This window comes from Phormidesmis sp. 146-33 (genome assembly GCF_052939515.1).
Genome location: NZ_JBJPHU010000062.1, coordinates 13,672 through 39,484, shown reverse-complemented (window position 1 = coordinate 39,484; position 25,813 = coordinate 13,672). Strand labels below are relative to the sequence as shown.

General features: G+C 48.0%; 18 protein-coding genes. 13 read left to right on the top strand and 5 right to left on the bottom strand.

Going from position 1 to position 25,813, the window contains the following annotated elements; genetic code table 11:
* Nucleotides 1–323: hypothetical protein (locus ACJ2PR_RS22055; protein ID WP_446878559.1), on the top strand; the 323-nt coding region annotated here is incomplete at its 5' end.
* Nucleotides 324–497: 174 nt separating this feature from the next.
* On the opposite strand, the gene ACJ2PR_RS22050 is transcribed toward ACJ2PR_RS22055, so the two are convergent.
* Complete coding sequence (locus tag ACJ2PR_RS22050) at nucleotides 498–2,747, bottom strand: SLC26A/SulP transporter family protein (protein WP_446878558.1); 2,250 nt, start codon at nucleotides 2,745–2,747, stop codon at nucleotides 498–500.
* A 408-nt stretch (nucleotides 2,748–3,155) separates the two neighbouring features.
* On the opposite strand from ACJ2PR_RS22050, the gene ACJ2PR_RS22045 reads away from it, so the two are divergent.
* The 7 genes from ACJ2PR_RS22045 (at nucleotide 3,156) to ACJ2PR_RS22015 (ending at nucleotide 12,544) form a co-directional block, all read left to right on the top strand.
* A complete protein-coding gene (locus ACJ2PR_RS22045) occupies nucleotides 3,156–3,623 on the top strand; it encodes a chemotaxis protein CheW (RefSeq protein ID WP_446878557.1) in 468 nt (155 codons plus the stop codon).
* A complete protein-coding gene (locus tag ACJ2PR_RS22040; RefSeq protein WP_446878556.1) occupies nucleotides 3,604–4,794 on the top strand; it encodes a CheR family methyltransferase in 1,191 nt (396 codons plus the stop codon). The genes ACJ2PR_RS22045 and ACJ2PR_RS22040 overlap by 20 nt, the downstream gene beginning before the upstream one ends.
* Before the next feature lie 154 nt (nucleotides 4,795–4,948).
* Nucleotides 4,949–6,565, top strand: coding sequence for a methyl-accepting chemotaxis protein (locus ACJ2PR_RS22035; RefSeq protein WP_446878555.1), 1,617 nt, complete (start codon nucleotides 4,949–4,951; stop codon nucleotides 6,563–6,565).
* A gap of 4 nt (nucleotides 6,566–6,569) precedes the next feature.
* A complete protein-coding gene (locus ACJ2PR_RS22030; protein WP_446878554.1) occupies nucleotides 6,570–7,244 on the top strand; it encodes a chemotaxis protein CheW in 675 nt (224 codons plus the stop codon).
* Nucleotides 7,244–10,057, top strand: a complete 2,814-nt coding sequence (locus tag ACJ2PR_RS22025; RefSeq protein WP_446878553.1) for a hybrid sensor histidine kinase/response regulator — start codon at nucleotides 7,244–7,246, stop codon at nucleotides 10,055–10,057. Before ACJ2PR_RS22030 ends, ACJ2PR_RS22025 begins: the two co-directional genes overlap by 1 nt.
* Entirely contained in the window at nucleotides 10,054–11,046 is a 993-nt protein-coding gene (cheB, locus tag ACJ2PR_RS22020; protein ID WP_446878552.1) for a chemotaxis-specific protein-glutamate methyltransferase CheB, read from the top strand. The genes ACJ2PR_RS22025 and cheB overlap by 4 nt, the downstream gene beginning before the upstream one ends.
* A gap of 7 nt (nucleotides 11,047–11,053) precedes the next feature.
* On the top strand, nucleotides 11,054–12,544 hold the full coding sequence (locus ACJ2PR_RS22015) for an adenylate/guanylate cyclase domain-containing protein (RefSeq protein WP_446878551.1): 1,491 nt from the start codon (nucleotides 11,054–11,056) through the stop codon (nucleotides 12,542–12,544).
* 640 nt (nucleotides 12,545–13,184) lie between these two features.
* Here the strand turns inward: ACJ2PR_RS22015 and ACJ2PR_RS22010 are convergent.
* Nucleotides 13,185–13,700: a single-stranded DNA-binding protein gene (locus ACJ2PR_RS22010; protein WP_446878550.1), complete on the bottom strand. Its 516-nt coding sequence runs from the start codon at nucleotides 13,698–13,700 to the stop codon at nucleotides 13,185–13,187.
* 164 nt (nucleotides 13,701–13,864) lie between these two features.
* Complete coding sequence (locus ACJ2PR_RS22005; protein WP_446878549.1) at nucleotides 13,865–14,332, bottom strand: hypothetical protein; 468 nt, start codon at nucleotides 14,330–14,332, stop codon at nucleotides 13,865–13,867.
* 98 nt (nucleotides 14,333–14,430) lie between these two features.
* Here ACJ2PR_RS22005 and ACJ2PR_RS22000 point away from each other — a divergent pair, with 98 nt between their 5' ends.
* The 4 genes from ACJ2PR_RS22000 to ACJ2PR_RS21985 all read left to right on the top strand — a co-directional run bounded on the left by ACJ2PR_RS22000 (nucleotide 14,431) and on the right by ACJ2PR_RS21985 (nucleotide 19,637).
* Nucleotides 14,431–15,396, top strand: coding sequence for a M48 family metallopeptidase (locus tag ACJ2PR_RS22000; protein WP_446870728.1), 966 nt, complete (start codon nucleotides 14,431–14,433; stop codon nucleotides 15,394–15,396).
* A gap of 219 nt (nucleotides 15,397–15,615) precedes the next feature.
* Complete coding sequence (locus ACJ2PR_RS21995; RefSeq protein ID WP_446861713.1) at nucleotides 15,616–15,816, top strand: hypothetical protein; 201 nt, start codon at nucleotides 15,616–15,618, stop codon at nucleotides 15,814–15,816.
* A 374-nt stretch (nucleotides 15,817–16,190) separates the two neighbouring features.
* Complete coding sequence (locus ACJ2PR_RS21990; RefSeq protein ID WP_446878548.1) at nucleotides 16,191–17,411, top strand: glycosyltransferase; 1,221 nt, start codon at nucleotides 16,191–16,193, stop codon at nucleotides 17,409–17,411.
* A 36-nt stretch (nucleotides 17,412–17,447) separates the two neighbouring features.
* Nucleotides 17,448–19,637: a GumC family protein gene (locus ACJ2PR_RS21985; RefSeq protein WP_446878547.1), complete on the top strand. Its 2,190-nt coding sequence runs from the start codon at nucleotides 17,448–17,450 to the stop codon at nucleotides 19,635–19,637.
* A gap of 257 nt (nucleotides 19,638–19,894) precedes the next feature.
* Here the strand turns inward: ACJ2PR_RS21985 and ACJ2PR_RS21980 are convergent, their stop codons facing one another.
* Complete coding sequence (locus tag ACJ2PR_RS21980; protein ID WP_446878546.1) at nucleotides 19,895–20,671, bottom strand: tryptophan-rich sensory protein; 777 nt, start codon at nucleotides 20,669–20,671, stop codon at nucleotides 19,895–19,897.
* Between the two features lie 77 nt (nucleotides 20,672–20,748).
* Nucleotides 20,749–23,832 carry a plasmid replication protein, CyRepA1 family gene (locus tag ACJ2PR_RS21975; protein ID WP_446878545.1) on the bottom strand — a complete coding sequence of 1,028 codons (3,084 nt, stop codon included), beginning with the start codon at nucleotides 23,830–23,832 and terminating at the stop codon, nucleotides 20,749–20,751.
* Nucleotides 23,833–24,671: 839 nt separating this feature from the next.
* On the opposite strand from ACJ2PR_RS21975, the gene ACJ2PR_RS21970 reads away from it, so the two are divergent.
* Complete coding sequence (locus ACJ2PR_RS21970) at nucleotides 24,672–25,754, top strand: hypothetical protein (protein WP_446861718.1); 1,083 nt, start codon at nucleotides 24,672–24,674, stop codon at nucleotides 25,752–25,754.
* Nucleotides 25,755–25,813 lie beyond the last annotated feature (59 nt).

Genomic DNA, 25,813 nt, shown 5'->3' with positions numbered 1-25,813 from the left:
TGCAATGCTCGTTAGTGAGACGATACCAAGTCACCGTTACCTTGGATTTGCAAGAACGATTAATCTTCATGCCCTCTGGCATTCTCTCAGACGTGAGAGATTGTATTGAAAAGTTTGTTGAACAATTGAGTGAAGTTGCCTCAAATCAATTAGCCTATCTCAAATGGGATGGCACAAGCGATTTGACCACTGAATATCAAGTGATTCGCGTGTTAGCGGGCTATCAAGTGCAACGGTCTTTAATGAAGTTCGATATTGTCCTGGGGGCTGGTTCACTCATACACCTGGAGGAATTGCACAACAAAAAGACCATTCAACTGTAGAAGATTCAGTCGATCGCAAATGAATATTTCTAGTTGGCTCCAAGCTGTTGGGTTTACTTTAGGGGGATCGAAATCCGACAATCAACGAAACAATATCAATTTGTGATCGACTGGATCTCTCACTTGTAGAAAATCTAGGGGGCTTTGCGAATTTATCATCTGAGCGAGAACCCCTCACGACGACTGTAATAAATTTTTTAATTCTTGTTCTCGATGTTCTAGACGCTCGGCTAGTAGGTTGACGACAAATCGATGAATGTTTGACGCAAGTATAGGATCAGAGGCTTCGATCGTATGGAATGCTTCGGTCGATAAAAAGTAAACAGTGCTGGGTTTGTCTGCGATCACAGAAGCCATGCGATCGGCTTGACGATATAGACCCATTTCACCGATCGTATTGCCGATCGTATAAGTGCGAATGCGTTTTGTTTGTTCACTTTCTAGTTCCAGAACAACGCTCACCTGACCCGATCCGACAAAGTACAGCCCATCAAAGGGATCACCTTGATGAAACAAATATTCGCCTTCTGCAAACTCACAGACCTTGAGGTACGACATTAAGCGATCGACCTGAGTAGGGTCAACAAACGTCGTTTTGAGGTATTGATGTAGGGTTGTTTCTGGCGAATCTGATCCAAGTTGTTTGAGCCGATGGGTTTTGAGGACTTGTTCTTCGCACCATTCCAACGCGCGATCGACATCGGCAAACACATGACACAATGGGTCGGCTTCATCTAGACAATCGCCCTGCTTTAATCGCTGAGTCGCATCCTTAGATAGGTGTGTAAACAGTAAATGAACTTGCTGCTGCATTGCAAGCTGCTTAAGTTTGGCAAAACTCAGAACGGCTGACGCATCTAGACCACTCACCAGACGAAAATCTAGAATCACATAGCGGATGGGGTCGATCGTGACATCAGTCGTCCGCTGATCCTCAGTGCAATAGAGTTGACTGCGAATCTGGTTGAGTAGCTTAGTAGCAGTGCCAAAAAAGATCACGCCTTGTAGTTCTAAGACATAAATCTGTTCACCTTCTGCGGCGAGAATGTCGAGTTCTTGGGGTGTTCTCAGGACATTGCTGTGATAGTAGGCTCCAGAGCTAATGCGCTTTGTGACCGCAAGCTGACTATAGTTGATCACAAATAGCACGATCGCCGCAATCAGTCCCACACTAATTCCTTGCAGATAGCCAACTGTCGCCGTTACCAACACGATGAGCAAAATAATGCAGTAGTCCGATCGAGAAAATTTGAACCAAGCGCGATAGATCCAATCGTAAAAAAATTCAACCCCCAACAACAATGGAATGCCCACCAGGATGAACTTTGGGAAGTATGATAAAACCGCAGCGTTTCCAAAACACATGGTCATACAAATGCCTGCAATCAGCCAGCCCACAAGCCGCCCTGTGCCACCTAGATTTTGCGCCAGCGTTGTTTCTCCAACACTCGAAAATCCGCTCACACCGCCCCCTGCTCCAGAGACGATCGCGGCGGCTCCTGCGATTTTTAGTTCACGGTTGAGGTCAAAGTCTCGTCCTGCCAGCAGTTCAATCCCGTTTGCATTTAGCAGGAGAGAGAGCGACTCAATCAGCCACAGCGCCGCCAGACTGGGAATCTGCTGAAAGACAACGCCCCAGTTTGCCGATTGAATCGTCGAAATTGTGTTGAAGCGAAACAGTTGACCAGAGGGAATTGTACCTAGTAACCATTGTTGAGCATTTGCCTGTTCGATCGTGGTTCCCGTGAGAGCCAGTCCGAAGTAGAAGAGCGCGATCGCAACTGCAATAATTCCAGGAAGTAGTAGAAAATGCTCAATAAATCTGGGCAATAGAAACATCGCCGTCGCAAATAAAATCGCTGGCAACCACTGAAACAACACAGTGGGCTGCAAAAACATAGAAAACGTCAGATGGTCATAATCTACGCCATTGAGCGAATTAAAAGCACCCTGTATCAGTAAAACGCCTGTCCCCGCCAGAAAGCCACCTACAACTGGGTAAGGAATAAAGCGAATCAAGCCCCCCAATTTGAACTGACCCAGCGCCATCAACACCGCGCCACCCACGACCGAATTCAACACAATCGCCGCCCCCACCGTCAGCAACTTGGCTTCGATCGCCGCACCCGGCATCAAATCTACAATCTGACGAGCGACCAGACCCAACACAGGAATCGAGGTATCTGAAACGGTGGCAACGACGCTGGGATAAGAACTTAACGAAGCAACGATCGCGCTAATAATCATTGAGCTAAACAGCAACAATCCCAGACCAAACGGGAGTGCATTCGCCAGATCGCCCGAAAAAATTACCGTCCCAAACGAGGCGCTCGCGACTACGGTCAGGAGTCCCATTGTCCCACCCGCAACCATGTTCAAAAACAATCGATTTTCGCTGTGTTTAGAACGTCCGGTAGTAGTCACGATTAGAGTGGTTGGCTGACTGTAACTTGCTGAAAACGCTGCTAGTAGTAGCGAGTACATCCATACCGTACCGCAAAATCTACTTCTGAATCATGCTGATGACAACAAAATCCTTCTTTAGATATAAACATTGGTAACGGTGAACCAAATTGTTTGCAAAACAGCGAGTAGAATTCTGGACTTGATTTTTGAAGCTCACTCCAGCTTTTTGTGAAGTGCATGGATCTTAAGGGAGGTTAGAGGGCATCAAAAGAGTGCAGCTTCGAGAAGGGTTAGCATTAGCAAGTAGAATTGGATTCAGTGATAGAAGTTTATGGAAGTAATTTCTCTAAATTTCAGTCCTGAGATAGGTTTCAAATCAGTTCAAAACCGCCTAGGTTCAGAACGATTCTAAAGGCGGTAAAAACAATGCTCATGCTGCTGTTTCAAGCTGGGGAAAACCTGTACGCGATCGACAGTGCTCAAGTGATCGAGGTGATTGCGATCGTCACTTTGAGAAAGCTGGATCGGGTGCCTTCCCATGTGGCAGGTGTGTTTAATTATCGCGGCTCGATCGTGCCTGTGATCGATCTAAGCAGCTTGATAGTCGATACGCCCTGTCGATCGCGTTACAGTACCCGAATCATGATGGTCAAAGATCAGCGCGATCGTCTGCTGGGATTGTTAGCCGAACGAGTCACAGAAACGTTGTCTCAGGCGGATACGGAACTTAGCCCGATCGAGCCGCTTCATCATGCGCCCTATTTGGGTGAAATTTTGATCAATGGAAATAGAATGATTCAACGATTTTATTGGGAAACACTTATTTCTGAAGTTCAACACACTTTTTTGATTGCTGGAGAGAACGTACAAGCTAATGTCACAAACCAGCATTGAAACTAAAATTGAAACGATGCTGAGGCAAAAGATTGGATTAGATGCCGCAAGTATCGGGTCAAACACGATCGCTCGATCAATCAACCAGCGCCGAACCCTGTGTGGATTGTCCGATCTAACAGCTTATTGGTATCGTTTACAGACCTCGCCCCAGGAAGTTGAAGCCTTGATCGAAGCAGTAGTAGTGCCAGAGACGTGGTTTTTTCGCGACCAAGCGCCTTTTGTTTGTCTCAGTCAGTTTGTTAAAACTCAACTTGTTCAAACTTCAGGGAAGCGGCCCTTATTACGAGTTTTATCAGTGCCCTGCTCGACTGGAGAAGAACCTTACTCGATCGCGATCACCCTGTTTGAATCAGGACTCACAGCCGCTCAGTTTCAGATTGATGCGATCGACATTAGCCAACAAGCCTTACAAAAAGCAAACCGCGCGACTTATTCTAAAAAATCTTTTCGAGGCGAGTATTCTATCAATCAGCGCTATTTTCAAGCAGTTAAAGACGGAGTTGACGTGCGATCGTGGGTGCGAGAGACCGTTCATTTTAGACAAGGAAATCTTTTAGATTCTGCCTTATTGCTACATCAGTATCACATTGTCTTTTGTCGAAATTTGCTAATTTATCTCGATCAAACTGCCCGAAATCAAGTTCTTGAACGCTTAGACCGAGCTTTGATGCAGTCAGGGTTGTTGTTTGTGGGTGCTGCCGAGACTTCTCAAATTACTGCAAAATCCTATGTGTCGATGCGTTATCCGTCTGCCTTTGCCTATCAAAAACAAAATCTAGCCACGTTTCAACCTGCCCAAATTAGTGAAAAGCCGACCCCAAACATTGCCCCGCAACCCGCTGCAAAACTGCCAGTCCCGCCGCCTATTTCAGCGCTTGATCAAGCAAAAAGACTCGCCGATCGCGGACAACTGATTGAGGCTGCTAATCTTGCCGAAGCTTGTTTAAGCCACGATCGCAGCAATGCTCACGCCCACCTTTTGTTAGGTGAGATCTATCAAGAACTCAATGACCTGGAACGAGCAGAGCGATCGTTTCAAAGAGCGTTGTATCTAAATTCAAGTTTCTATGAAGCACTCATTCATTTAGCCTTGTTAAAAGAACAACAGGGAGATACGTCAACGGCAATACTTTTGAGGGCAAGAATCCAACGAATTCTTAATCCATAATCTTGTAGTATTTATTTTAATTGAGAGACAAGAGTTTATTTGGTTAAAGCGGGGTCTGAAATGAGAATTTAGCGTGATTTGCTGCCTTACGATGGATTTATTTTTTGAAAAAGAACGATATCCTAAAATTCAATCTTGGTGAGCAGGTTGGTGAATGTTAAATCGCTGGAATATTGGAACTAAAATTGGAGTCGGATTTGCATTGGGCTTGACCGTTTTTGCAACGATCGGGCTAGTTGCCTTTCGCGGAACTCAGGAGCTTATATCAGCCGCTCGTCAAGAAGAACATACTTATCAGGTGTTGAGTGAGCTAGAAGCAATTTTGTCGATGGTCAGAGATGCCGAAACCGGACAGCGGGGCTATTTGTTGACCAATGAAACTCGCTATTTGGCTCCCTACAATCAGGCCCGATCGAACATTCAAAATCGGCTCCAAAGCATTCGAGCATTGATTAAAGACAACCCTAATCAACAGGCCTATCTTCAAACACTGGAGCCTGTGGTTACCCAAAAACTATCCGAACTAGAGACGACTATTCAACTGCGACAAACGAGAGGTAGCAATGCTGCTTTGCAAGTCGTGCGATCGGGCCAGGGCAAGCAATTAATGGATCAAATTCGCGATCTGACCGGCCGGATGAAAGCAGAAGAACAAGGGTTATTACGAACGCGATCCCAGTCCGCAGACAATTCGGCTCGTCGAACTTTGAATAGCTTGCTTTACGGCATTCCTGTAGGAATTATGCTGCTGACGTTAATTGGCGTGATTTTGAACCGTCAGATTACTCGACCAATTGATCGGGTTTCTAAAGTGGCGCAACAGGTCGCAGATGGAGATTTGACACAATCAATTGCCGCGCATCAAGATGACACTGAAATCGGACAACTGCTCACCGCGTTTCAAAACATGACAAATAGCCTGAATGCTTTAATTGCTCAAGCACAGCGATCGGGCATCCAAATTAGTACCTCTACAACACAAATCGCTGCCGCCGGGCGACAACTAGAAGCGACGGTTAACGAACAGTTTGCCTCTATGAATGAAGTGAATGCAACCGCTCGACAAATTGCCATGACTTCAGGGGATTTAGCCAAGTCCATGGATGATGTGGCAAAAACGGCACAAAACACGACCCTCAGTGCTTCCAACAGTCAAACGAATCTAGATAAAATCCAATCTGCAATGCAGCGATTAGTGTATTCAACTAATTCGATCTCATCCAAGTTAAACGTGATGAACGACAAGGCGAATAACATTAACAACGTGGTGACAACTATTACAAAAGTGGCGGCTCAGACTAATTTACTTTCACTGAATGCGGCGATCGAAGCCGAGAAAGCTGGAGAATACGGAGCCGGATTTGCGGTCGTCGCGCGAGAAATTCGCCGACTAGCGGATCAATCTGCGGTGTCCACGTTAGAAATTGAGCAGATGGTTAAAGAGATGCAGTCATCTGTTTCTACTAGCGTCATGGAGGTAGACAAATTTCGTCAAGAGGTGGGTCAATATGTTGAAGAAGTCGGCACTGTCAGCACTCAGATCGCCAATTTTATTACCGATGTTCAAGGGTTAGCGCCCCGGTTTGAGGTAGTTAGCCAAAGTATGGATGAGCAATATCGAGGCGCAGAACAGATTAGTACCGCGATCGCTCAACTCAGCGAAGCCTCTCAGCAAACAGTTCAATCACTTCAGGAAACCAATTACGCTCTGACTCAGTTGGACGATGCTGCACAAGGCTTACAGCGTGAAATTTCTCAATTTAAGGTGTAGTGTGATGATGGTTCCACAGGATTCAACAAGCACGATCGACTGTTGGAATCACATGGGTGTGGAAGGTGACCGATCGTGCGATCGACTAGCCACCGTTTTACATTGTCGCAACTGTTCGGTGTACTCGACGGCTGGACGCAGCTTACTCGAACGGGAGGTTGTGATCGCAGACATTGCCCAATCTACTCAAACAATTGCGGCTGAATCGACGGTTGATCGTCTCAAGTCGAATGAAGAAACGTTGTCGCTGATTGTGTTTCGGCTGGGTGAGGAGCAGTTTGCTTTTTCGGTGCGATTGCTCCAGGAAGTCATTCATCCGACTGCTATTCATACGCTGCCCCATCGAAGTAATGAGGTTTTTTTGGGGCTGGTGAGCATTCGAGGTGAGATTCTACTGTGTGCCTCTTTGCAGCAGTTTTTGGGCTTAGAAGCAGCGAGTGAAGTCCGTCCTGATGCAGAACGAATGCTCGTTGTCGGCGTTGACCATCGCAAGTGGGTGTTTCCAATTGCAGAAGTAGAGGGAATTTATCGCGCTCCCTTAAGTGAGATTCGAGAAGCGCCGATCGTGATTACCAGAGCCAACACTTACACTCAGGGCATTTTGGAATGGAACAATCAACCTGTAAGCTATCTGGATGCCGAACGGTTAATTGATCGGCTCGATCGGGGGCTAGTGTGATGGGCGATTATTCAATGCGCGATGTGTTTCGTCAAGAAACAAAAACTCAAGTTGAAGGTCTAAAACAGGGTCTAACCGCACTCCAACAACACCCGACAAATAGCCAACTTGATGTTGTGATCAGAGCATTACACACGATCGCAGCAGCAGCCTACCTGGTCGAACTCGATATAGTTGCTCACTTAGCCGAAACCATGAAAGCTAGTTTGATCGCAGCCCAAAATCATTCAGTGCAATTAAATTCTGCAAAGCTGGATTTTCTACTATATGCCAGCAATTTGTTGGAAGAAGTCAGCCAAATTGAGGATACTGAGATGACTCAATGGCTATTTCGACACACCGAAGATTTTGTGCGCGCTCAAAGTGCGATCGAACTCAACCTACCTCATCCGGCTGAACAATCTTTTCCAGCTTCTACAACAGTCCTGCCGCCGCCTAGTACAACTTCTAGTGAACCTCAACCTGAGCCAGCAAGCTCTTCAAATTACCCGCAAGGAGTTGCGCCCATTCTGAGTGATGCGTCCTTAATGGAGTTGTTTCGGCAAGAAGTAGAGGAACAAGCCACTCGACTGAACAATGGTTTGATTGCGCTCGAAGCTCAACCTGATTCAACTCAAGAACTCGAAGCTCTGATGCGGTCTGCCCATTCGATCAAGGGGGCGGCTCGGATTGTAGGTTTGAATGCTGCCGTTGAGTTGGCACACGATATGGAAGATTGTTTTGTAGCGGCTCAGAGTCAAGCCTTGACGCTAACGCCCGATCAGATCGATATCCTGTTTCGCGGAGTTGATTTGCTGCAAACACTCAGTCAAACGCCCGAAGCCCAACTTCCTCAATGGCTCGAACAACACAATGCTGAATTTGCAGCCGTTCGATCAGCACTTAATGCCACCGAAGTTCACTCTGCGCCCATTGTTCAACAGGTCGAAGTTCAACAGATTGAAGCCGTTCCGACTACTCTCAATGTTCTACAATTCAATGTTCCACAGTCTACTGTTCTACAATCGCCCGATCGCTTAGACAACGACAATAATTCTACTACTCCCAATGTTCTAGAACAGTCCGATCAGTCCGACGATAACAATGCGGTGCGCGATCGAGTTGTGCGGGTAAGTGCAGAAAACCTGAATCGGATTGTCGGACTCGCTGGAGAATCGATGATTGCAGCAAATTGGCTACAACCTTTTGCAGACTCGCTTCTACAATTAAAATCGCGTCAAGCTGCCTTGTCTAAAACCCTCGAAGCACTTCAACAAAAGACTTTAAACGACGACGTTAATGAACCGTTGCTCGATCGCTCTCGTCGTCAAGAACAAGATTGTCGAGACCTATTAAACAATCGCATTGGAGAACTCGAAGACTATATTCGTCGCACTGATAACTTGTCTGATCGTCTCTATCGCGAAGTGATTCGATCGCAGATGCGGCCCTTTGTCGATGGGGTGCAGGGCTTTCCTCGTATGGTGCGCGACCTGGCTCGTCAGCTTGGCAAACAAGTAAAACTAAATGTCTTGGGCGAATCCACTGTAGTCGATCGCGACATTCTCAAACAGCTAGAAGCGCCCCTGACTCACATTTTACGGAATGCGATCGACCACGGATTAGAATCACCCGAAGCCCGAATCTCAGCCCAAAAGCCTCCCGAAGGCACTATTCAACTCGAAGCCTTTCATCGGGGTGGCCTACTGGCGATTACGGTGTCTGACGATGGCAGAGGGATTGATTCGCGTCAAATTCTTCAGCAGGTGATTCGTCGCAATCTTGCCCCGCCAGAAGTTGCCCGTCAGATGAGCGATGCAGAACTGATGGAGTTTCTGTTTTTACCAGGGTTTTCATTGTCCAAACAAGTAACGGAACTCTCCGGGCGCGGAGTCGGATTAGATATTGCCAAAACAATGGCTCAAGAAGTTGGCGGAACGGTTCGGGCGACTTCTCATCTAGGAAAGGGAACTAGCTTTCATTTTCAACTCCCCTTGACGCTCTCAGTTGTGCGGACGCTGCTCGTCGAGATTGCTGGCGAATTCTATGCGTTTCCCTTGTCTCGGATTGATTGCATTGTAGAACTCGATCGCACTTCAATCTCCGTTGCCGAAAACCGCCAATACTTCACCTTCAATGATAAAAACGTCGGCTTAGTGTCCCTGGCTCAAGTTCTCAATTTACCTGCGATTGCTCCTTCTAATACACTGTGGGTCGTCCTGATCAGCCAACAGTCAGCGACTTATGGATTGATCGTCGATCGCTGTCTCGGAGAACAAGAACTAGTCGTTCGTCCACTGGATGCCCGCCTGGGGAAAGTGCAAGATGTCAGCGCGGCGGCCTTGATGGGTGACGGATCGCTAGTCTTGATTTTAGATGTTTCTGATTTAGTGCGATCGACCAACATTCTGCTCGAAGCGGGACAAGTCACCCCTCGCCAAAAGACCACAACCGTTGGACGCAAAAAAATTCTAGTTGTCGATGACTCAATCACCGTGCGCGAAGTTGAACGCAAACTACTCGAAAATCGGGGTTATCAAGTTGATGTCGCCGTCGATGGCATGGAAGGCTGGAATGCTGTTCGCAGTCACACTTACAATTTAGTTATCAGCGATATTGATATGCCTAGAATGAATGGAATCGAGCTAATCAAACAGATCAAAGCCCATTCTCGACTGCGATCGATTCCCGTGATTGTCGTTTCTTATCGAGATCGCGAAGACGATCGACTTCAAGGATTAGATGCCGGAGCAGATTACTATTTAACCAAGAGTAGTTTTCATGACGATACCTTGATTCAAGCAGTCGTCGATCTGATCGGACAACCATCATGAGAATCGCAATTGTTAACGATACGGTGATCGCGATCGAAGCGCTGCGGCGAGTTTTGTTAAAGGCTCCACATCAGATCGCTTGGATTGCCAAAACAGGAATAGAAGCGGTGGCTCAATGCGCCAAAGACCGTCCTGACTTGATTTTGATGGATCTGATCATGCCTGAAATGGATGGCGTGGAAGCGACTCGTCAAATTATGCAGCGATCGCCCTGTGCCATTCTGATTGTGACTGCTAATGTGCAACAAAGCTCCGCCAAAGTGTTTGAGGCGATGGGGCAGGGCGCACTCGATGCGGTGAATACGCCAATTTTGGGCAGCCAAGAACCCCCCGAAGCCGCTCAGACACTCCTACATAAAATTGCCACAATCGAGAAGCTGATCGACAAATCTGATTTTGCGCCCATTTCTTCTCAGGTACGATCGACTTCCGCTTTGATTGCGATCGGAGCCTCAACAGGTGGGCCCAAAGCCCTCGCTACAATTTTGTCTCGCTTGCCAATAAATCTTGCCGCCGCGATCGTGATTGTGCAACATGTAGACGCACAGTTCGCGGTTGGTTTGATCGATTGGCTGAGTCACGAAACGCCGCTTCCGGTCAAAAAAGCAATGGTGGGCGATCGCCCCGAAAGAGGGACTATCCTCGTCGCCTGCACCAACGATCATTTATGTTTGCAGTCTAACGGAACGCTGACTTACACCCAATATCCCGTTGAATATCCCTATCGTCCCTCGATCGATGTGTTTTTTAACAGCGTGGCGCGCTACTGGACAACCAAAGGCACTGCCATTTTACTGACCGGAATGGGACGCGACGGAGCCACCGGATTGAGTGCTTTGAGACAGCGAGGCTGGTACACCATTGCTCAAAATAAAGAAAGCTGTGTGGTTTATGGAATGCCCAAAGCGGCGATCGAGCTAAAGGCTGCTGTCGATATCCTAACGCCTGAAGCGATCGCAACGACTCTATCTCGTTCCTATTCGCGTTGACGTTTCTATGAGTGATCCGATTACCGTTCTTTTAATTGACGATCAAGCGATCATTAGCGAAGCGGTGCAGCGAATGCTGGCTCCAGAAAATGACATTGTGTTTCACTATTGCGACAATCCTCTACAAACGATCGCCGTTGCCCAAAAATGCCGTCCCACCATAATTTTGCAGGATCTGGTCATGCCTCAGATCGACGGCTTGCTGCTGGTGCAGTTTTTGCGATCGCACGATGCCCCCACTTACGACGTGCCGCTGATTGTCCTGTCGAGTAAAGAAGACCCGCTGATCAAAGCCCAAGCGTTTGAACTTGGCGCAAATGATTATTTAGTGAAACTGCCCGATCGCGTCGAGCTAGTCGCCCGGATTCGCTACCATTCCAGAGCCTACAACAATCTACTCAAGCGCCAAGAAGCCGAATCCCTGCTGCGTCAAGAAAATGAGCGACAAGCCCTCTACATTCAACAAGTCGATAAGCTCACCAAAGCAGCCGTCGCAGTCGAACAAAATGCCTTTCAACTGGAGAGTTTGAGTGATGTGAGCGATCGCCCTGACGAACTCGGACAACTGGCCAAAACCTTCACTCAAATGGTCAAAACCATCAACACTCGTGAGCAAGAATTAAAACGGCTCAATCAATCCTTTGCGCGATTTTTTCCAACCGAATATCTGCGATTTTTACGCAAAGAAACCGTAACCGATGTGCAACTCGGCGATTATGTCAGCAAAACAATGGCGGTGATGTTTAGTGACATTCGATCGTTCACCACCATTTCAGAAACCATGACCCCGCAGGAAAATTTCAACTTTGTCAACGCCTACCTCAAGCGCGTCAGTCCCGAAATTCGCAATCACTACGGGATTATCGTCAAATTTCTCGGCGATGGCATGATGGCTGTTTTTCCCGAAGGGGCCGATGATGCCGTAGCGGCCGGAGTTGCCAAACAGCATCGCGTCCAGGAATACAACGAACAGCGCCAAAATCGAGGCGATCAGCCCATCCAAGTTGGCATCGGCATCCACGTCGGCCACATGATGTTAGGCATGGTCGGCGAAGACAATCGAATTCAAGGCGATGCCTTTTCGGATACCGTCAACCTCACCTCTCGTCTAGAAGGACTTACCCGATTTTACGGCGTTTCGATGGTGATCTCAGGGCAAACCCTCGACCATCTCAGCAACTCCGATCGCTATCAAACCCGATTTCTTGATCGCGTCATCGTCAAAGGTCGCAACGAGCCGATCGCCATCTACGAAGTCCTAGACGCTGAAACCAGGGAAGTCCAACATCTCAAGCGACAAACACAAGTCCCCTTTGAGCAAGGCATCGACTGTTATCGAAAGGGCGCTTTAGACGATGCAAAATCCAATTTTGAGCAAGTGTTAGCTTTCAATCCCGCCGACCAGACCGCAAGCTTATACCTCGATCGCATCCATCAACTACTCGAACAAGGCATCCCCGAAAACTGGAACGAAGCCTGGACATTCAGCGAAAAATAAGACTTTAGACCCTGGTTAACTGACAAAACTTTTTGCTTGGCGGTTAAAATCGCAGCTAACAAAACAAAATTCGCCTTCGCGGATTAACGTCAGTTCGATGAACGCTTCGCTTCGCTTTTAGATCCAGAAACGCCCCCCAAATCCCCCACGAGTGAGGGACTTTGAATCAAAAATCTTGTCTGAAAGTCCCCCAATTTTGGGGGGTTGGGGGGCAGAAGCGCTGAAGAACGAAGCAAAAAAACTTCATCGAATTCACGTCAACATCAGTTCGATGAACGCTTCGCTTTTAGATCCAGAAACGCCCCCTAAATCCCCCACGAGTGAGGGACTTTGAACCAGAATTCCTCTCTTAAAGTCCCCCAAAATTGGGGGGTTGGGGGGCAGAAGCCGTGAACAACGAAGCGAAAAAACTCTCATCGAATTCACGTCGGATTAATAAAACCTTGAATAAGTTTAGTCTGCGGAGGCAGACTTCGTTCCGCTAGGCGCGTTGCCGAAGGCACTTGCGACGCTAACAGCATTCGCCAGCCTGACAAATAAGAGTTTTAAGGCTTTCTTCAGTCAACCAGCTTTAGGCCTTAGATCCTGGACTAAAAACCTTAACAACTACCTGCCCAACCTCCAAAGCCATCAATTCTCCTTAAAACGGAATATCATCCAACTCTGGCTGATCGATCGGAGCAGGAGCCGCCGGAACTTTAGCTTTCGTCGTCGCTCTAGGAGTCGAAGCAGGTGGAGTCGAAGCAGGCGGAGCCGAAGCAGGTGGAGTCGAAGCAGGTGGAGTCGTCGGAGCCACCCCAGCAGGCTTTGTGGTAGTGCCCATTTCTGCACTAAAAGACGACCCAATCTCAACCCCAACCAGACTGTGAATTCGCTGCACCGTCATCTCAGCCGTCTTTTCCTTAAAGCCCTCCGGACGATCAACCGTATTCATTCCCAGACGACCTTCGATAATCACCCGATCGCCTTCGTGATAATTTGTCTGAATCTCTTGTGCCAGATTGCCCCAGCCGACGACCTTGAGCGTTGCAGGTGGCTCATCCGGACGCAGCCCCGCAATCTGCACGCGCATCTCAGCGATCGGAGTCTGGTTGTCCGACGTATAGCGAAGTTGAGGGTCTTGAATGATTTCGGCCATCAAGATGCAATTATTCATAAATCAGAACAGGTGAAGTGTGAAACAAAATCCCTTCTCCCTACTCTATTTTAAGTGGTCGATCGACGAATCAAAACCCGCCAACAAAAACCCCCCAACATGACTGCCAGAGGGCAACTTTTCCGGGTACAAGGAAACTTGAGCGCTACAACCAACCGCAAACTTTAACGAACAGAAAAGGCTTCTGATTTTTCAGAGGCGCAGCCTTCTCTCGGAATATCTGTCAGCATAAGTTCAGGGTGTTCAAACTCTGGGTGCTTTGTCAACATCTCATCCAGCTTAGTGTCTGGCTTACGACGCGCTTTTTGCACCAGTCCCAACCCTAGAAATCCCGCGATCGCCAACAGTCCTGCTCCCGCAATTTTTAGATCAGTGGGTGACCCAAACGAATTGAGGTTTGCTTGAATCGTGTTGCTGGATGGATTAGAAGGAGTCGATCGACCGGGTTCAGCAGACTTGCCAAACGGAGCAGACGACTTATCTTTGGAGCCAAATCCTGTCGAATTGGCAGTGTGAGAGCAGGCGTTGACAGGGGCACTCAGCAAAACGCCGCCTAAAATAGTAGTGGAAAGAACGATCTGCGTCAGCAGATATCTCTTTGAGATCGCCAAAGACACACGGAGCTTGAGCATGGTCTTGTACGAAGAAACGACTCCGCTATTATAAGGGCGACCCTCCGGCTCAAAACAGACAAATACATTACAAAATTTGCGAAACTAACGCTGACCTTATGCCCACCTACATCGGAATTTCTAGCAGCGCCTTCCGGCATCCTCTCGATAGTCAAGCAGAACAGGCGCTCCGCAGTGTCCCTGGGTTTGATCTGGTGGCTCGCAAATTTGTCGAGTTTGTCTACGAGCGGCCGCGATTTGTCTATCTGATGGGCAACAGCATTGAGGTCGGCCCGCGCCAATACGCCAGCGTTTACCAGATTTTTCGCGAGTGTCTGCGCGATTTAGACATTCATCCAGAACCCACTCTATTTGTGTCACAAGCGCCTTTGGTCAATGCTTACGCCCTGGGGCAAGAGCGTCCTTGTGTGGTGCTCAATACCGGACTTCTAGATCTGTTGAGCGAAGTCGAACTGCGATCGGTACTCGCCCACGAACTCGGACATCTTAAATGTGGTCACACGACGCTGACACAAATGGGCATCTGGGTCAGCATGGCTTTGTCGGGACTCGCAGACATGACCTTTGGTTTGAGCAGTCTGATCAGTACAGGTCTACTATTAGCTTTTTACGAATGGTCACGCAAAGCAGAACTCTCTGCCGATCGCGCCGCCTTGTTAGTGATGGACGACCTCAGACCCGTGCTGCAAACCATGATGAAACTGTCCGGCGGCAGCAGCAAATATGCCAATGAAGTCAGCGTAGATGAATTTATTCGTCAGAGCGATCGCTACCAGGCGCTTGATCAAGACGGTCTCAACCAGGCCTACAAATTCATGCTCTACAACAATGTCTCTGACGGCATTTTTCTCACCCATCCGTTTACCGTCGAGCGAGTGCGCCATCTCCAAGAATGGTCAGTTTCGTCCGCTTTTCAGCAAATTCGTCAGGGCAACTATCCCCGCGCTGGCGCAGAAGGATCAGTCGAGGTTCCCGTCGATCCCGCCAACAACCCAGAAGCCGAAGAACTCCGCCGCCAAATCGAAGAACTCCAAAAAGAAATCGATCGCCTCAAGAAAAACTAACGCGGTCGAGAAGGTTTGAACCTGAATTCAATGTTAGAGCAGTTATAGAACATGAAAGAGGAATCGGAACTTCAAGCGGTGGCTTGTTGATGATTTCTCTTTTTGGTTTTGTACCTTTCTACACCTGTATTGTAAAGACTATTTCCTACTGTGGAGGGGTGATGTGGGGCGATCGTTCTTCTACTCTGGTTCGTGTCATCTATGTTTTGGAGACCGTTAATGAGTAGCGAACCTACCTCTAAACCGCCTGCCCCCAACCATCAAGAGAAACCAGTCCCAGAAACCGTCAACCCCCAGGATCTCGTCTACGCGGGAGGATTTGTCGGCGATGCCAGAGAAATTGTCGAAAACCCGGCTGTGACTCCCCAAATGTTAAATGAGCCAGGTGATCTGCGAAGCGATGCCTTAGAAGAGGATTAGAACCGCAGAAAGCTGCTCTCTACAATCTACGTCGATCGGAAGATGAACGCGAAGCCCATCGAAATTAGAGTATGGCGATGAATCGTTATTTTTTAACCGAGTGATTGTGGTGTGATCACAGACGAAAATAGCGCTTGATACCTGACTACTTTTTGATTGCTACAGATTGGGTAAAGGACTTTGAACACTGGACTTTAGACACATTGTTCAAGTATTGCTTGAGTTTTAAGCCTTTACAGGTTTTGTAGTACTAAGAAATTGGGATTGCCCATGACAAGTGTCTCGTCGCTTTGTCGAAATTGTTTTAAGTGGCTGTTTCAATAGTCCAGGTCAAAAGCTTGTGAGATTGGCTGCCAGTTTAGCGTTAGACAACAATGTCGATCGACAGATGTTTGAGCAGCCTACAGATTTTGCGGCATCTAAAGTCCTTTGTCTTGCAGCGATCGTCTCGGTTGCCCCCTGCCTATTTTGGCTCTGTTAAAGCCACTGTTTTTATTTCCAATGGAGTCATGAAAGTAGCCCTCGTCCATGACTATTTGACCCAGCGCGGTGGTGCAGAGCGCGTTTTTGAACTGCTTTGTAAGCGTTATCCCGACGCAGATGTGTTTACGTCTTTGTATGATCCCCAGCATTCGATCGATTTAGGCGATCGTGTCGTTCACACAACTTATTTACAAAAAGTTCCGAATGCGTCCCGATATTTTAAGCTGCTCGCGCCCTTGTATTATTCAGCCTTTCGATCGCTGGATCTGCGCGAATATGATTTGATTATCAGCAGTAGTACCACGTTTGCCAAAGGGGTGAGAAAACGTCCAGATGCCAAACATGTTTGTTTTTGTCACAATGTGACCCGATTTCTCTGGGATACCAAAACCTATTTGCGAGAATACACAGCCTATCAGCGCTTTTATCCCTTGCTAGAAGGCGTGTTTCAGTGGATGCGTCAGGCAGATTTGCGCTATTCTCAAGAACCTGATTTATATATTGCCAACTCTAGTATCGTTGCGCGTCGAATCAATAAAGTCTACGGCAAACCTGCTTTGGTGATCAACTACCCGATCGATAGCAATCAATTTACCTTCTCAGATCAGAAAGAAGACTTCTATCTTGCATCGGCTCGACTGTTGAGCTACAAACGCATTGATGTGATTGTCGAAGCCTTTAACTGGCTTGGTTGGTCACTGCTGATCACCGGAGACGGGCCCGAACGGGAGACACTGCAAGCCCGCGCCATGAATAACATTCAATTTTTGGGTCATGTCACAGACGCAACGCGCAAACAACTAATGGCTAAGTCGCGATCGGTGATTGTCACAGCGCTAGAAGATTATGGGTTAGTCCCGATCGAAGCCAACGCCAGTGGAACGCCCGTCATCGCCTATGGAGCAGGAGGCGTGCTCGATACTCAAGTGCCCGGTACGACTGGGGTCTTCTTTAAATCACAAACCCCCGAAGCCCTTCATGCTGCTCTGTTAAACGCTCGTACGATCGCCTGGAACTATCGCAACATTCGTGAACATGCGTTGAGCCACTTTTCGGAGCCAGTGTTTTTTGAGTCGGTCGATCGTGTGATTCAAAATGTTTTTGGTGATTAGCAATCCCTGTTTTTTTAACGAAAGGAGTTCCGAGTCGTGGCTGAGAGCAATTCACACTTATTGATGGCCGAACCTGATCCAGGCTATGGACAACTGCTGGCGGTCTTAGTTCGGCGGCGCTGGTGGGTAATCGGAATCTTGGGAGCGACGATTTCCATAGCTGCGATTTTTACGCTGTTTTCTAAATCGACTTATCGCAGTTCGATGCAGTTGATGATCGAGTCAAACTATCGCAGCCGTAAAACTGACACAGGCACAACCGGAACGCCTTCATTTGCCGATTCCAATGTCGAAATTGACAACGCGACCCAGTTAAATCTAATGCGATCGTCGCAGCTTTTACAACGAGCGGTCGATCAGCTAGAGCCACGCTACAGAGATATCGAGGTTGATCAGTTAAAAAATAATCTAACGGTCAGTCAGGTTTTAGAACAAAAGGGCAACGACAAAATTGGAACCAGTATTTTTGAAATTGTTTATATCGACAGCGATCGCCAAAAGACACAGGACGTATTACAGGCAATTCAACAGGTTTATCAACAGTACAATTTAGAACAACAAAAGCTGCGGCTCACCAAGGGATTGTCATTTATTAATGATCAAATTCCACAAGTAGAGGCGCGAGTTAATACAGCAGAAGCAGAACTAGAAAAGTTTCGCAAAAAGCAAGATTTAATTGATCCCGAACTGCAATCTAAATCACTGGTAGAAGCGTTGAGTTCTCTGCAAAAAGACCAGCGATTAAATCGAGCCGACCTGAAAGATCTGCAAGCCCGCTATGGAGCACTTCAACAACAGCTTGCTCGATCGCCCCAACAAGCCGCCATTGCTGCCCGACTCAGCCAGTCACCTCGCTATCAGTCCTTGTTAAATGAGATTCAAAAATCTGAGATTGCTATTGTTAAAGAGCGAACGCGATTCAAAGACAAAGCGCCCTTTGTGCAACAGGTCATCGATCAGCGACAAAAACAGTTAGCCCTTTTGCGGCAAGAAGTTCAGCGTATTCTCGGCCCTCAAGCTGCTGCCCTTGCACCCTCAGCCGATGGATTGGTCGCCGCCGGACAGCTTGGAGAAAATGACTTGAAGTTTGCCAGTTCTCTAGTCGAGGCTCAGGTAAATTTGGTGGCTGCCCAAGCGCGCGATCGCAGTTTGACTGATAATGAAGCTCAACTTCGGGCTGAGTTAAAACGCTTCCCCAGTCTACTGGCAGAATACAATCGCCTCCAGCCTAATGTGTTAGTCAATCGTGAAACCCTACAGCAACTTCTCAAAGCGAGACAAGAATTAGGGCTAGAAATCGCCCGCGGTGGCTTTGATTGGCAACTGGTTGAGCCACCTCAATTAGGTAGAAAAACTGGCCCAAGCTGGTTACGTAATCTACTACTGGGATCGGTTGCGGGCTTGATGTTGGGCAGTGTGGCGGCCTTTTTACGAGATGCGGCGGATGATGCTGTTCGTACGTCAGAGGATCTCAAAAAACAGGTGGCGTTTCCACTATTGGGACTGGTGCCAGAAGTGCCCTTGAACGAGATTGCACCTTTCCAGAAATCGCCTTCTCTTGCGCCTTCGCCGTTAGAAGTGATTCATTGGGCACCGTTCCGCGAATCGTTGGATTTGATATACAAAAACATTCAGCTATTGACGATCGCCAGTCCTCTCAAGTCGATTGTCATCACGTCAGCATTAGCAGGAGAAGGAAAATCAACGATCGCGTTAGGGTTAGCTATCAGTGCTGCTCGGCTGCACCAGCGAGTGTTGTTAATTGATGCCGACCTGCGCCGTCCGGGATTGCACAAACAGCTTGAATTGCCTAATGAACAGGGGCTTTCTAGTTTGCTGTCTAGCGATCGGGCCCTGAGTCAAAATGCGATTCAACCCGCCAGCACTTATAGCGATCTTTCAATTTCTGTTTTGACGGCGGGCCCTGCGCCCACTGATCCCGTCAAGTTGCTCAGTTCAAAACGGATGCGTGAGTTGATGTTGATGTTTGAGCAGTCTTACGATCTGGTGATTGTCGATTCGCCCCCCGCGTTGGGAATTGTGGATGCGATGCTGGCGGCTTCTTTTTGTGATGGGGCGTTGTTTGTCGGGCGAATTGGTCAAGTCTCTCGCAATGAAGTCACCCAAGCAGCGGCGGCGATGAGTCGTCTGAATGTCATTGGCATTGTGGCAAACGGGGCCCAAAACACAAGCAATGCTTACTATCGAAGTGCTACTACCGTGTGACTGTAGTTTGAATCAATCAGTTTGAGCAATCCAAAGTTATGTGGCTTTCTGAGTTTAATTCGTTATATTGCATCACTCAACTGAGATTTTTTGGACAACTCTCATTAGGATTTCTGGCGTTGCTGAATCAGGAGATGAATTGCCCCAAAGCGGAGAGAAATCCGATGTTCAAAGTCCCCCATTTTGGGGGATTTAGGGGGCGAAAAGATGGACACTTCTCACAGATTCATCCTTCCAATCAGCAACGCCGAATTTCTCTAGTGCCGCTTTTGGTTTTTGACCTGTGTGAATAGCATGATTAATGCCAGGACGATCGCCAGTCCAATCATTGAGGTCATGATTCCAACTTGACTGCTTTGACGAATAGCGATCGCCACCAATGCCCAAATAATTACGCCGCTAAAGGCAATGTCACGGTATCGAATCGTGATCACCGCTGAGATTACAGTTGCGATCACCGCCATGACCACTGTCCACACAGCCGGAGCAATTCCCCCTCCATCCCAATCGATGGCATAAAGTGCAGACGCAACATTGACGATCGTCGCTACGCTAATCCACCCAAAATAGACGCTAAAGGGAATCTGAACATACCACTTTTCTGAACGAGAGAGAGAATCCTGATGTTGCTGAATCGACAAGAAAGCGACGATTAAGCTAATCAGAATTCCCACCATAAACGCAACAGATAGCCAATAGTTGCGTAACTGGAACTGAAACACCCAGATACTCTGAAAAACAGAAGCCCAAATAATCGGCAGCCTTACTTTTTGAATCAGAGGGTGATTACGGCGGTTTACAGACAGTTGATACACGCCGAACGCAATCAACCCAGTGTAGATCAAACCCCAAATTGCAAAGGCATAGTTAGCTGGCGTGATCAAAACATTGGCAAAAATCGTATTAGCGATCGCTCCAATACTCAGCCCATTAATCGGGAAGAAATTAGAGATGCCGTTAATGATGATCGCACCCAAAATCGCCACGATCGTCAAAACTGCCAGAAGTTTATCTTGAGAATCAGAGCGCTGCATACCGTTTCCTTTGAGTCAGATACCTACAGGATAGTGGGAACGCAATCAGGAGTCCTCTATCCAATTCCAGGTTGCGATCAGGCAGACAGTTGCATCCAATCATCCATCTCCGAAAATGAGTCACAGCCTGTCACTTCCATCAAGGTTTGCAGCGTAGAGATATCGCGTTTTTCCCATTCGGCAAAGATGGTTTCTCGATCGTCCATTGGCGGATAGTATTTGTAAACGCGCACTCCCCCACGTCGCCCATCGGCCGCTTGATCTCGACCTGTACAAGTCAGCTTCAAACCAATCTTTCCAAGCAATGCCTGCACGATCGCCATCGGCGCTAACTTCTCGGTAATCGTGATATTGAACAGCGTTTTGATATCTTCTTTGTATTGCGTCGCAAATGAGACCACATGCTGCACTTCAGAATCGCTAGCACGAATCTTTTCATCAGGTCTGAGAAAGTCTAAAATCTTGAGCGATCGTAATGCTTCTACCTGCGCCGTTAGCAATCGGAGATCTTGAACTGAAATCTTACCATCCCCACGATCGAGGTGTCCCTGAAGCTCCTGCATGTCGTGTAGTTTGACGAATTCAGGATCATAACTCAGGTAGTAATGTAAGCGAAGTTGAGAGTACCATCCTTCGTCATCTTTGAGTTTTAATTCTGGGGTAATTTCAATTGGATAACGCCGTTGTAGTTCGTGTTTGCGTTTGCTATGTCGCTTGCGTGTCGTTTGTGTAGATTGATCCTTGAGTTCATCGTATTCGGCAGCGCTAAGTTCTGGTGACGCGGAGATGGCGATCGCTTCCGCTTTTTGATTTTGCGTTCTGATTTGGGCGATCGATTGAATGACGCGATCGGTGCCTTCTGCGTCGTGTCGCCAGCCCAAAAATTCAAATCCAGAAATCTGCAAGCTGCCGTCCGCTAACGATCTGAGCATTTCTCCTGTGACAAAGGTTTGTCCAAACAGTTTTGCAACATCGTCGGTTACAACCGTCACTTGATGTCCCTCCATTAATAAACCATTCCGCAATTCTTTGCGATAGCTCCACAGCGAAGCGTTGACACGGGCCGCCATTTTTGCCCAGGTGCGAAGTGAGATCGGATCGCTTTGTTCATCGAGATCAAAATCTACATCTTTGAGCAAAGAAATGTTGTACTTAACGGCTTTGGTCATCGACTGGGCAACTTCTCGATAGTGACAGCTTCCGTTACCAATCTTGCTCGGACTAAAATACGCCGCCCACACATACCGAGGTACCGATTCGCGCACTCGTGCCAGAGCTTGCCGAGATTCAGAATCAGGAGTCACGCCCTGAAAAATGCCAAACACCGCTTTAAAGTGGCCGCGAATGTCGATCGACACCCCCGTTCCGATCGTCGGTGTACTCAATACAATGTCGTAGCTGGGCAAAATTTCGTTAAGGCGATCAACAATTCGGTAAGCAGCATGGTCAGGATCGGCCACACTTTCGCTGTCAATTCTAAGAATTCGCTTGTTTGGAAAACGGCTCTGCAAATAAGTTTCGAGGTTCTTAGAACTCCATTTCCCCTTAACTTTTTGCGAATCCAAACAGACAAATACAGCGCCCGTTTCGATCACGTCTTCCATTCGCGTCATTAAGGGTGCAGCGTTTTTGGTGTCATACAGCGAAACGTTCCAACCTTGTTCGGCTTGCCATTGGTTGACCACAATCCAGGGCGCGATCGCATCGTCTGCCAATCCCCTCAGATAATCAATGCTGACATCTGACAGATCTGCATCCTGAGCGATCAGCAAGCCACCCGTTGAGAAAACCACCTGAGCCAATTCTTGCAGCGTTTCTAAAATTTTGACGCGCTGTTTGTAGCAGGTTGCACTATTCAAAGCGTGCCAGAGTACCTGTTCGACCTCATCGAGAATGACGATCGCGCCTTCCCAATCTTCAGGGTTAAACCGCGCTTTTGAATGAGGATGCAGCGAGTCAATACACAGCCCATACCCAAACTGACCCTGGGTTTCCGACTCTGGTAATTCCTCGATCCAGTCGATGCCCAACCCTTGACAGATGGCTTTTCCTAACTGAATTCGGTGCGTGATTACGAGAACTTTTCGCCCTTGCGCGATCGCGCCCCTAATCAACTTCTGCAAGGCGGTTGTTTTACCCGTTCCTTTGGCGCTCTTGACTCCCACCAAACCAGAAGTCGGATAAGGTAAATCTCCCAAATACGGCTGGTTCAGTACGATCGTCGGTGCATAAGTCAGCGACCACAACTGAGAAGCTTGCCAAACTTCCAGACTCGCGGCGGCGGTATAAACGTCCTCAAACGCACTCGATCCCGCAGCTACCACAAAGTCATCTACACCCTTTTGCGGGCCAGGGAGCGAAATCACATTGACCTCACAGCCCGATCGCGTCAACAATTGCCCCAATCGAGCCGTCGCCAACACAATATTTTGAATCGTCTTCGGCTTGGTCTCATAGTCAAAGCAAATATGCACCGACCGCCCTTCTGTGGCGAAGTGTGCCAACTCTGCAATCAACTGCCGCGTATCTCGACGATAGCCACTAAAAATTCCCGGTAGCGCGATCGCGGCAAACCCCTGACTCAACAGACAGCCCGCCTTCTTTTCGCCCTCCGTCAGCACGATCGGAATATTATTTTCCCAAACCCACTCCCAGAAAGAACCTGAAGCCGCCTTACTGCTCACGCCTCTCGCCTCACTCCCAAAGCGATCGGCAACCTTCTGCCAAACATGCCCCGGCACATCCAACAGCACCAATCGGCTCGATCCCTTACCCAGACTGGGACTGAGGTATTTAGCTGGCTTTTGTTTGGCGCGATCGAAGACAGGCGTTTCCCCATCGGGCTTAAACCGTCCCCAATCCATACGCTGCCACTCGGCAAACGGATCAACCCCGCTCACCCACCAGCCCCGAACGTTGGCTCTCGACTGTTGCCCAAAGCGAGTCACAGCCCAGTTGAGATGCTCGGCGATCGGGTAAGACACTTCATGAGTAAACGGGTCGATCGCCGTATCGTGCAGCGTTTTGACGTTTAGACGAATAATTCCGGGATCGACACCGCTGTCCAACCACTCTTGTTCATGAGGTGCGGCCAGATTGGGTAAGAAGATTGGGTTGAGGTCGATCGTGCCCACAGGAGCCGATCTGAGGCTGCTCACCATCAGACTTGCTCCTTTGAGACGAGACGTTTTTCAATCGAGCGTTGACAAACAAGGCGTAACTCTGGCGCAGAATTACGACACCTGATACAATGATTGAGCATAAAAAATTGACTCCCAATTTGCGTTGGGATCACAAGGTTGCATTCAGACCTCTTTGGCAGACTGTGGTAGGGACGCTAAAGAGGTTTTTGCTTGCCGATCCAAATTTGAGTGGTAGGTCAAATCTGAATCAACCAGCGTGATCGGGTCAGAGACGCTATCGGTCGTTTCGAGAACTCCCCGAAGACTCCAATGGCGTGAATGAGAGATTAACACTCAAGTCCGGGTTCCTCAAGGGGCAACGATCGTAGATACGCGAGCGTTATAGGCTGACTCGACGCGGGGGTTATGGGACGAAATCAGACGCGAGCGTTACAGCGTTAGGGAACAAAAATCCGCCCGTGTTACACGCTATAATCAGACGCTTGCGTTCCAGAACTTCTGCCCAAAAGCCTGACCAGAGAAATCGATTAGCGATCTTCCCCTCCAGAAATCTGACGCTGCAAGCAAGCTCAAATCATCCGCCCGTGTTACAGGATCGTTCCCTTCAGATCCGTCTGCGTTACAGGTTGAGATCCTCCGCCCGTGTTACAGGATCGGCTGCAAAAATCATACGCGGGCGTTATAGAATGAGATCGAATGTACTCACCACATACAGGGTGAATAATTTCTTCTCTAACAGAGAGCCGCTAGATATAGCGTAAACTGCTGGACAAATCCCCACGAGTAATGCAGGATATGTAGCGTCATGCGTTCTGTTTGCAACGAGTGACCCCTGACCCATCACGTTTCGCCGATCGATGAAAAAATTAGAGGCAACCTTCCCGGTAGACGGACAACTCATGCGAGTGTTGCCCAGGGCTGCCGCCTCCCTTAGAAATCCAGACATGCAGTTGCCGATCTTGCGCTCTGACGCAGACGGTTACTATCTCGAAATGCGCGTTGAAGCCGATCCCAACGATTCCAGTGAGTTGACGGTGATTCGACGGGTGCCGTTAGAAAATCTCTCAGCCGAAGAGTGGGATGATTTAAAGACGGAATATGCCAATCTTGACCTCAATGTTTGCACCAATCAGGGCGTTGGCAAAGGGCTAGAAAAGATTCAGGATCGTAAGATTCAGCGGCTATTTATGGCGTTGATGACTTTTTTAAATCCTCGACAAGTGTCGATCGTTCTCTATCTTTACAAGCTGGCCGCCGAGCAGGGAAATGGGCCGATCGTTACCTTTCGATCTAATGAGTTGCTGACGATTTTGGGCTACACCCGCACGAGAGATGGAGGTTTTGCGTCAAAGCTGCGATCGCAACTCAATCGAGATTTGGTTGCCCTCCACCGGACTGAGTTAGTGTTAGCTCAATCCTTCAAGAAAGGCAATCAAAACATGGGTGCCAAGGTGATGATCAAAAGCGTTCTAAGAATCAAAGATTATGAAATTGATCATGTGCCGCGTGATTTTGATCTCAGCAAAGCTGCTGACTACACTTATGAATTGGCAGACGTTTACACGATTTCTTTAGAATTTTTTGATGGCCCAGCCCGCACAGGAGACTGTGTTTTATTCGCAAACAGTATTGACATCACTCAAAAAATCGGCAGCAACGCCAAAAGTGATTACAAAACAAAGCTGCTGGTTTATCTAGCAAGCCGGATGAAATGGGATACACCTCAAGAAGGACAGTATGTGATTATTTCTAAGCAATATCTTTTCAAGAACTTAGATTTATTAGGCAGCAATTCTTCTAGAAATAACCAGATTTTTTGGCGGACGGTTGAAGAGTTAAAGCAGGAAGGCTACATTTTGGGGGCACAAGAGCTACCCGGAAAGAACAAGATTGTTGGGGTGCAGTTTCAAATTAATTCAGCCAAATTGAAATGTAGCTAAATTGAGTAAAGGCACCCGATCGCTGAAAAAATAAATGCGATTATCAGTTTGAGAACACT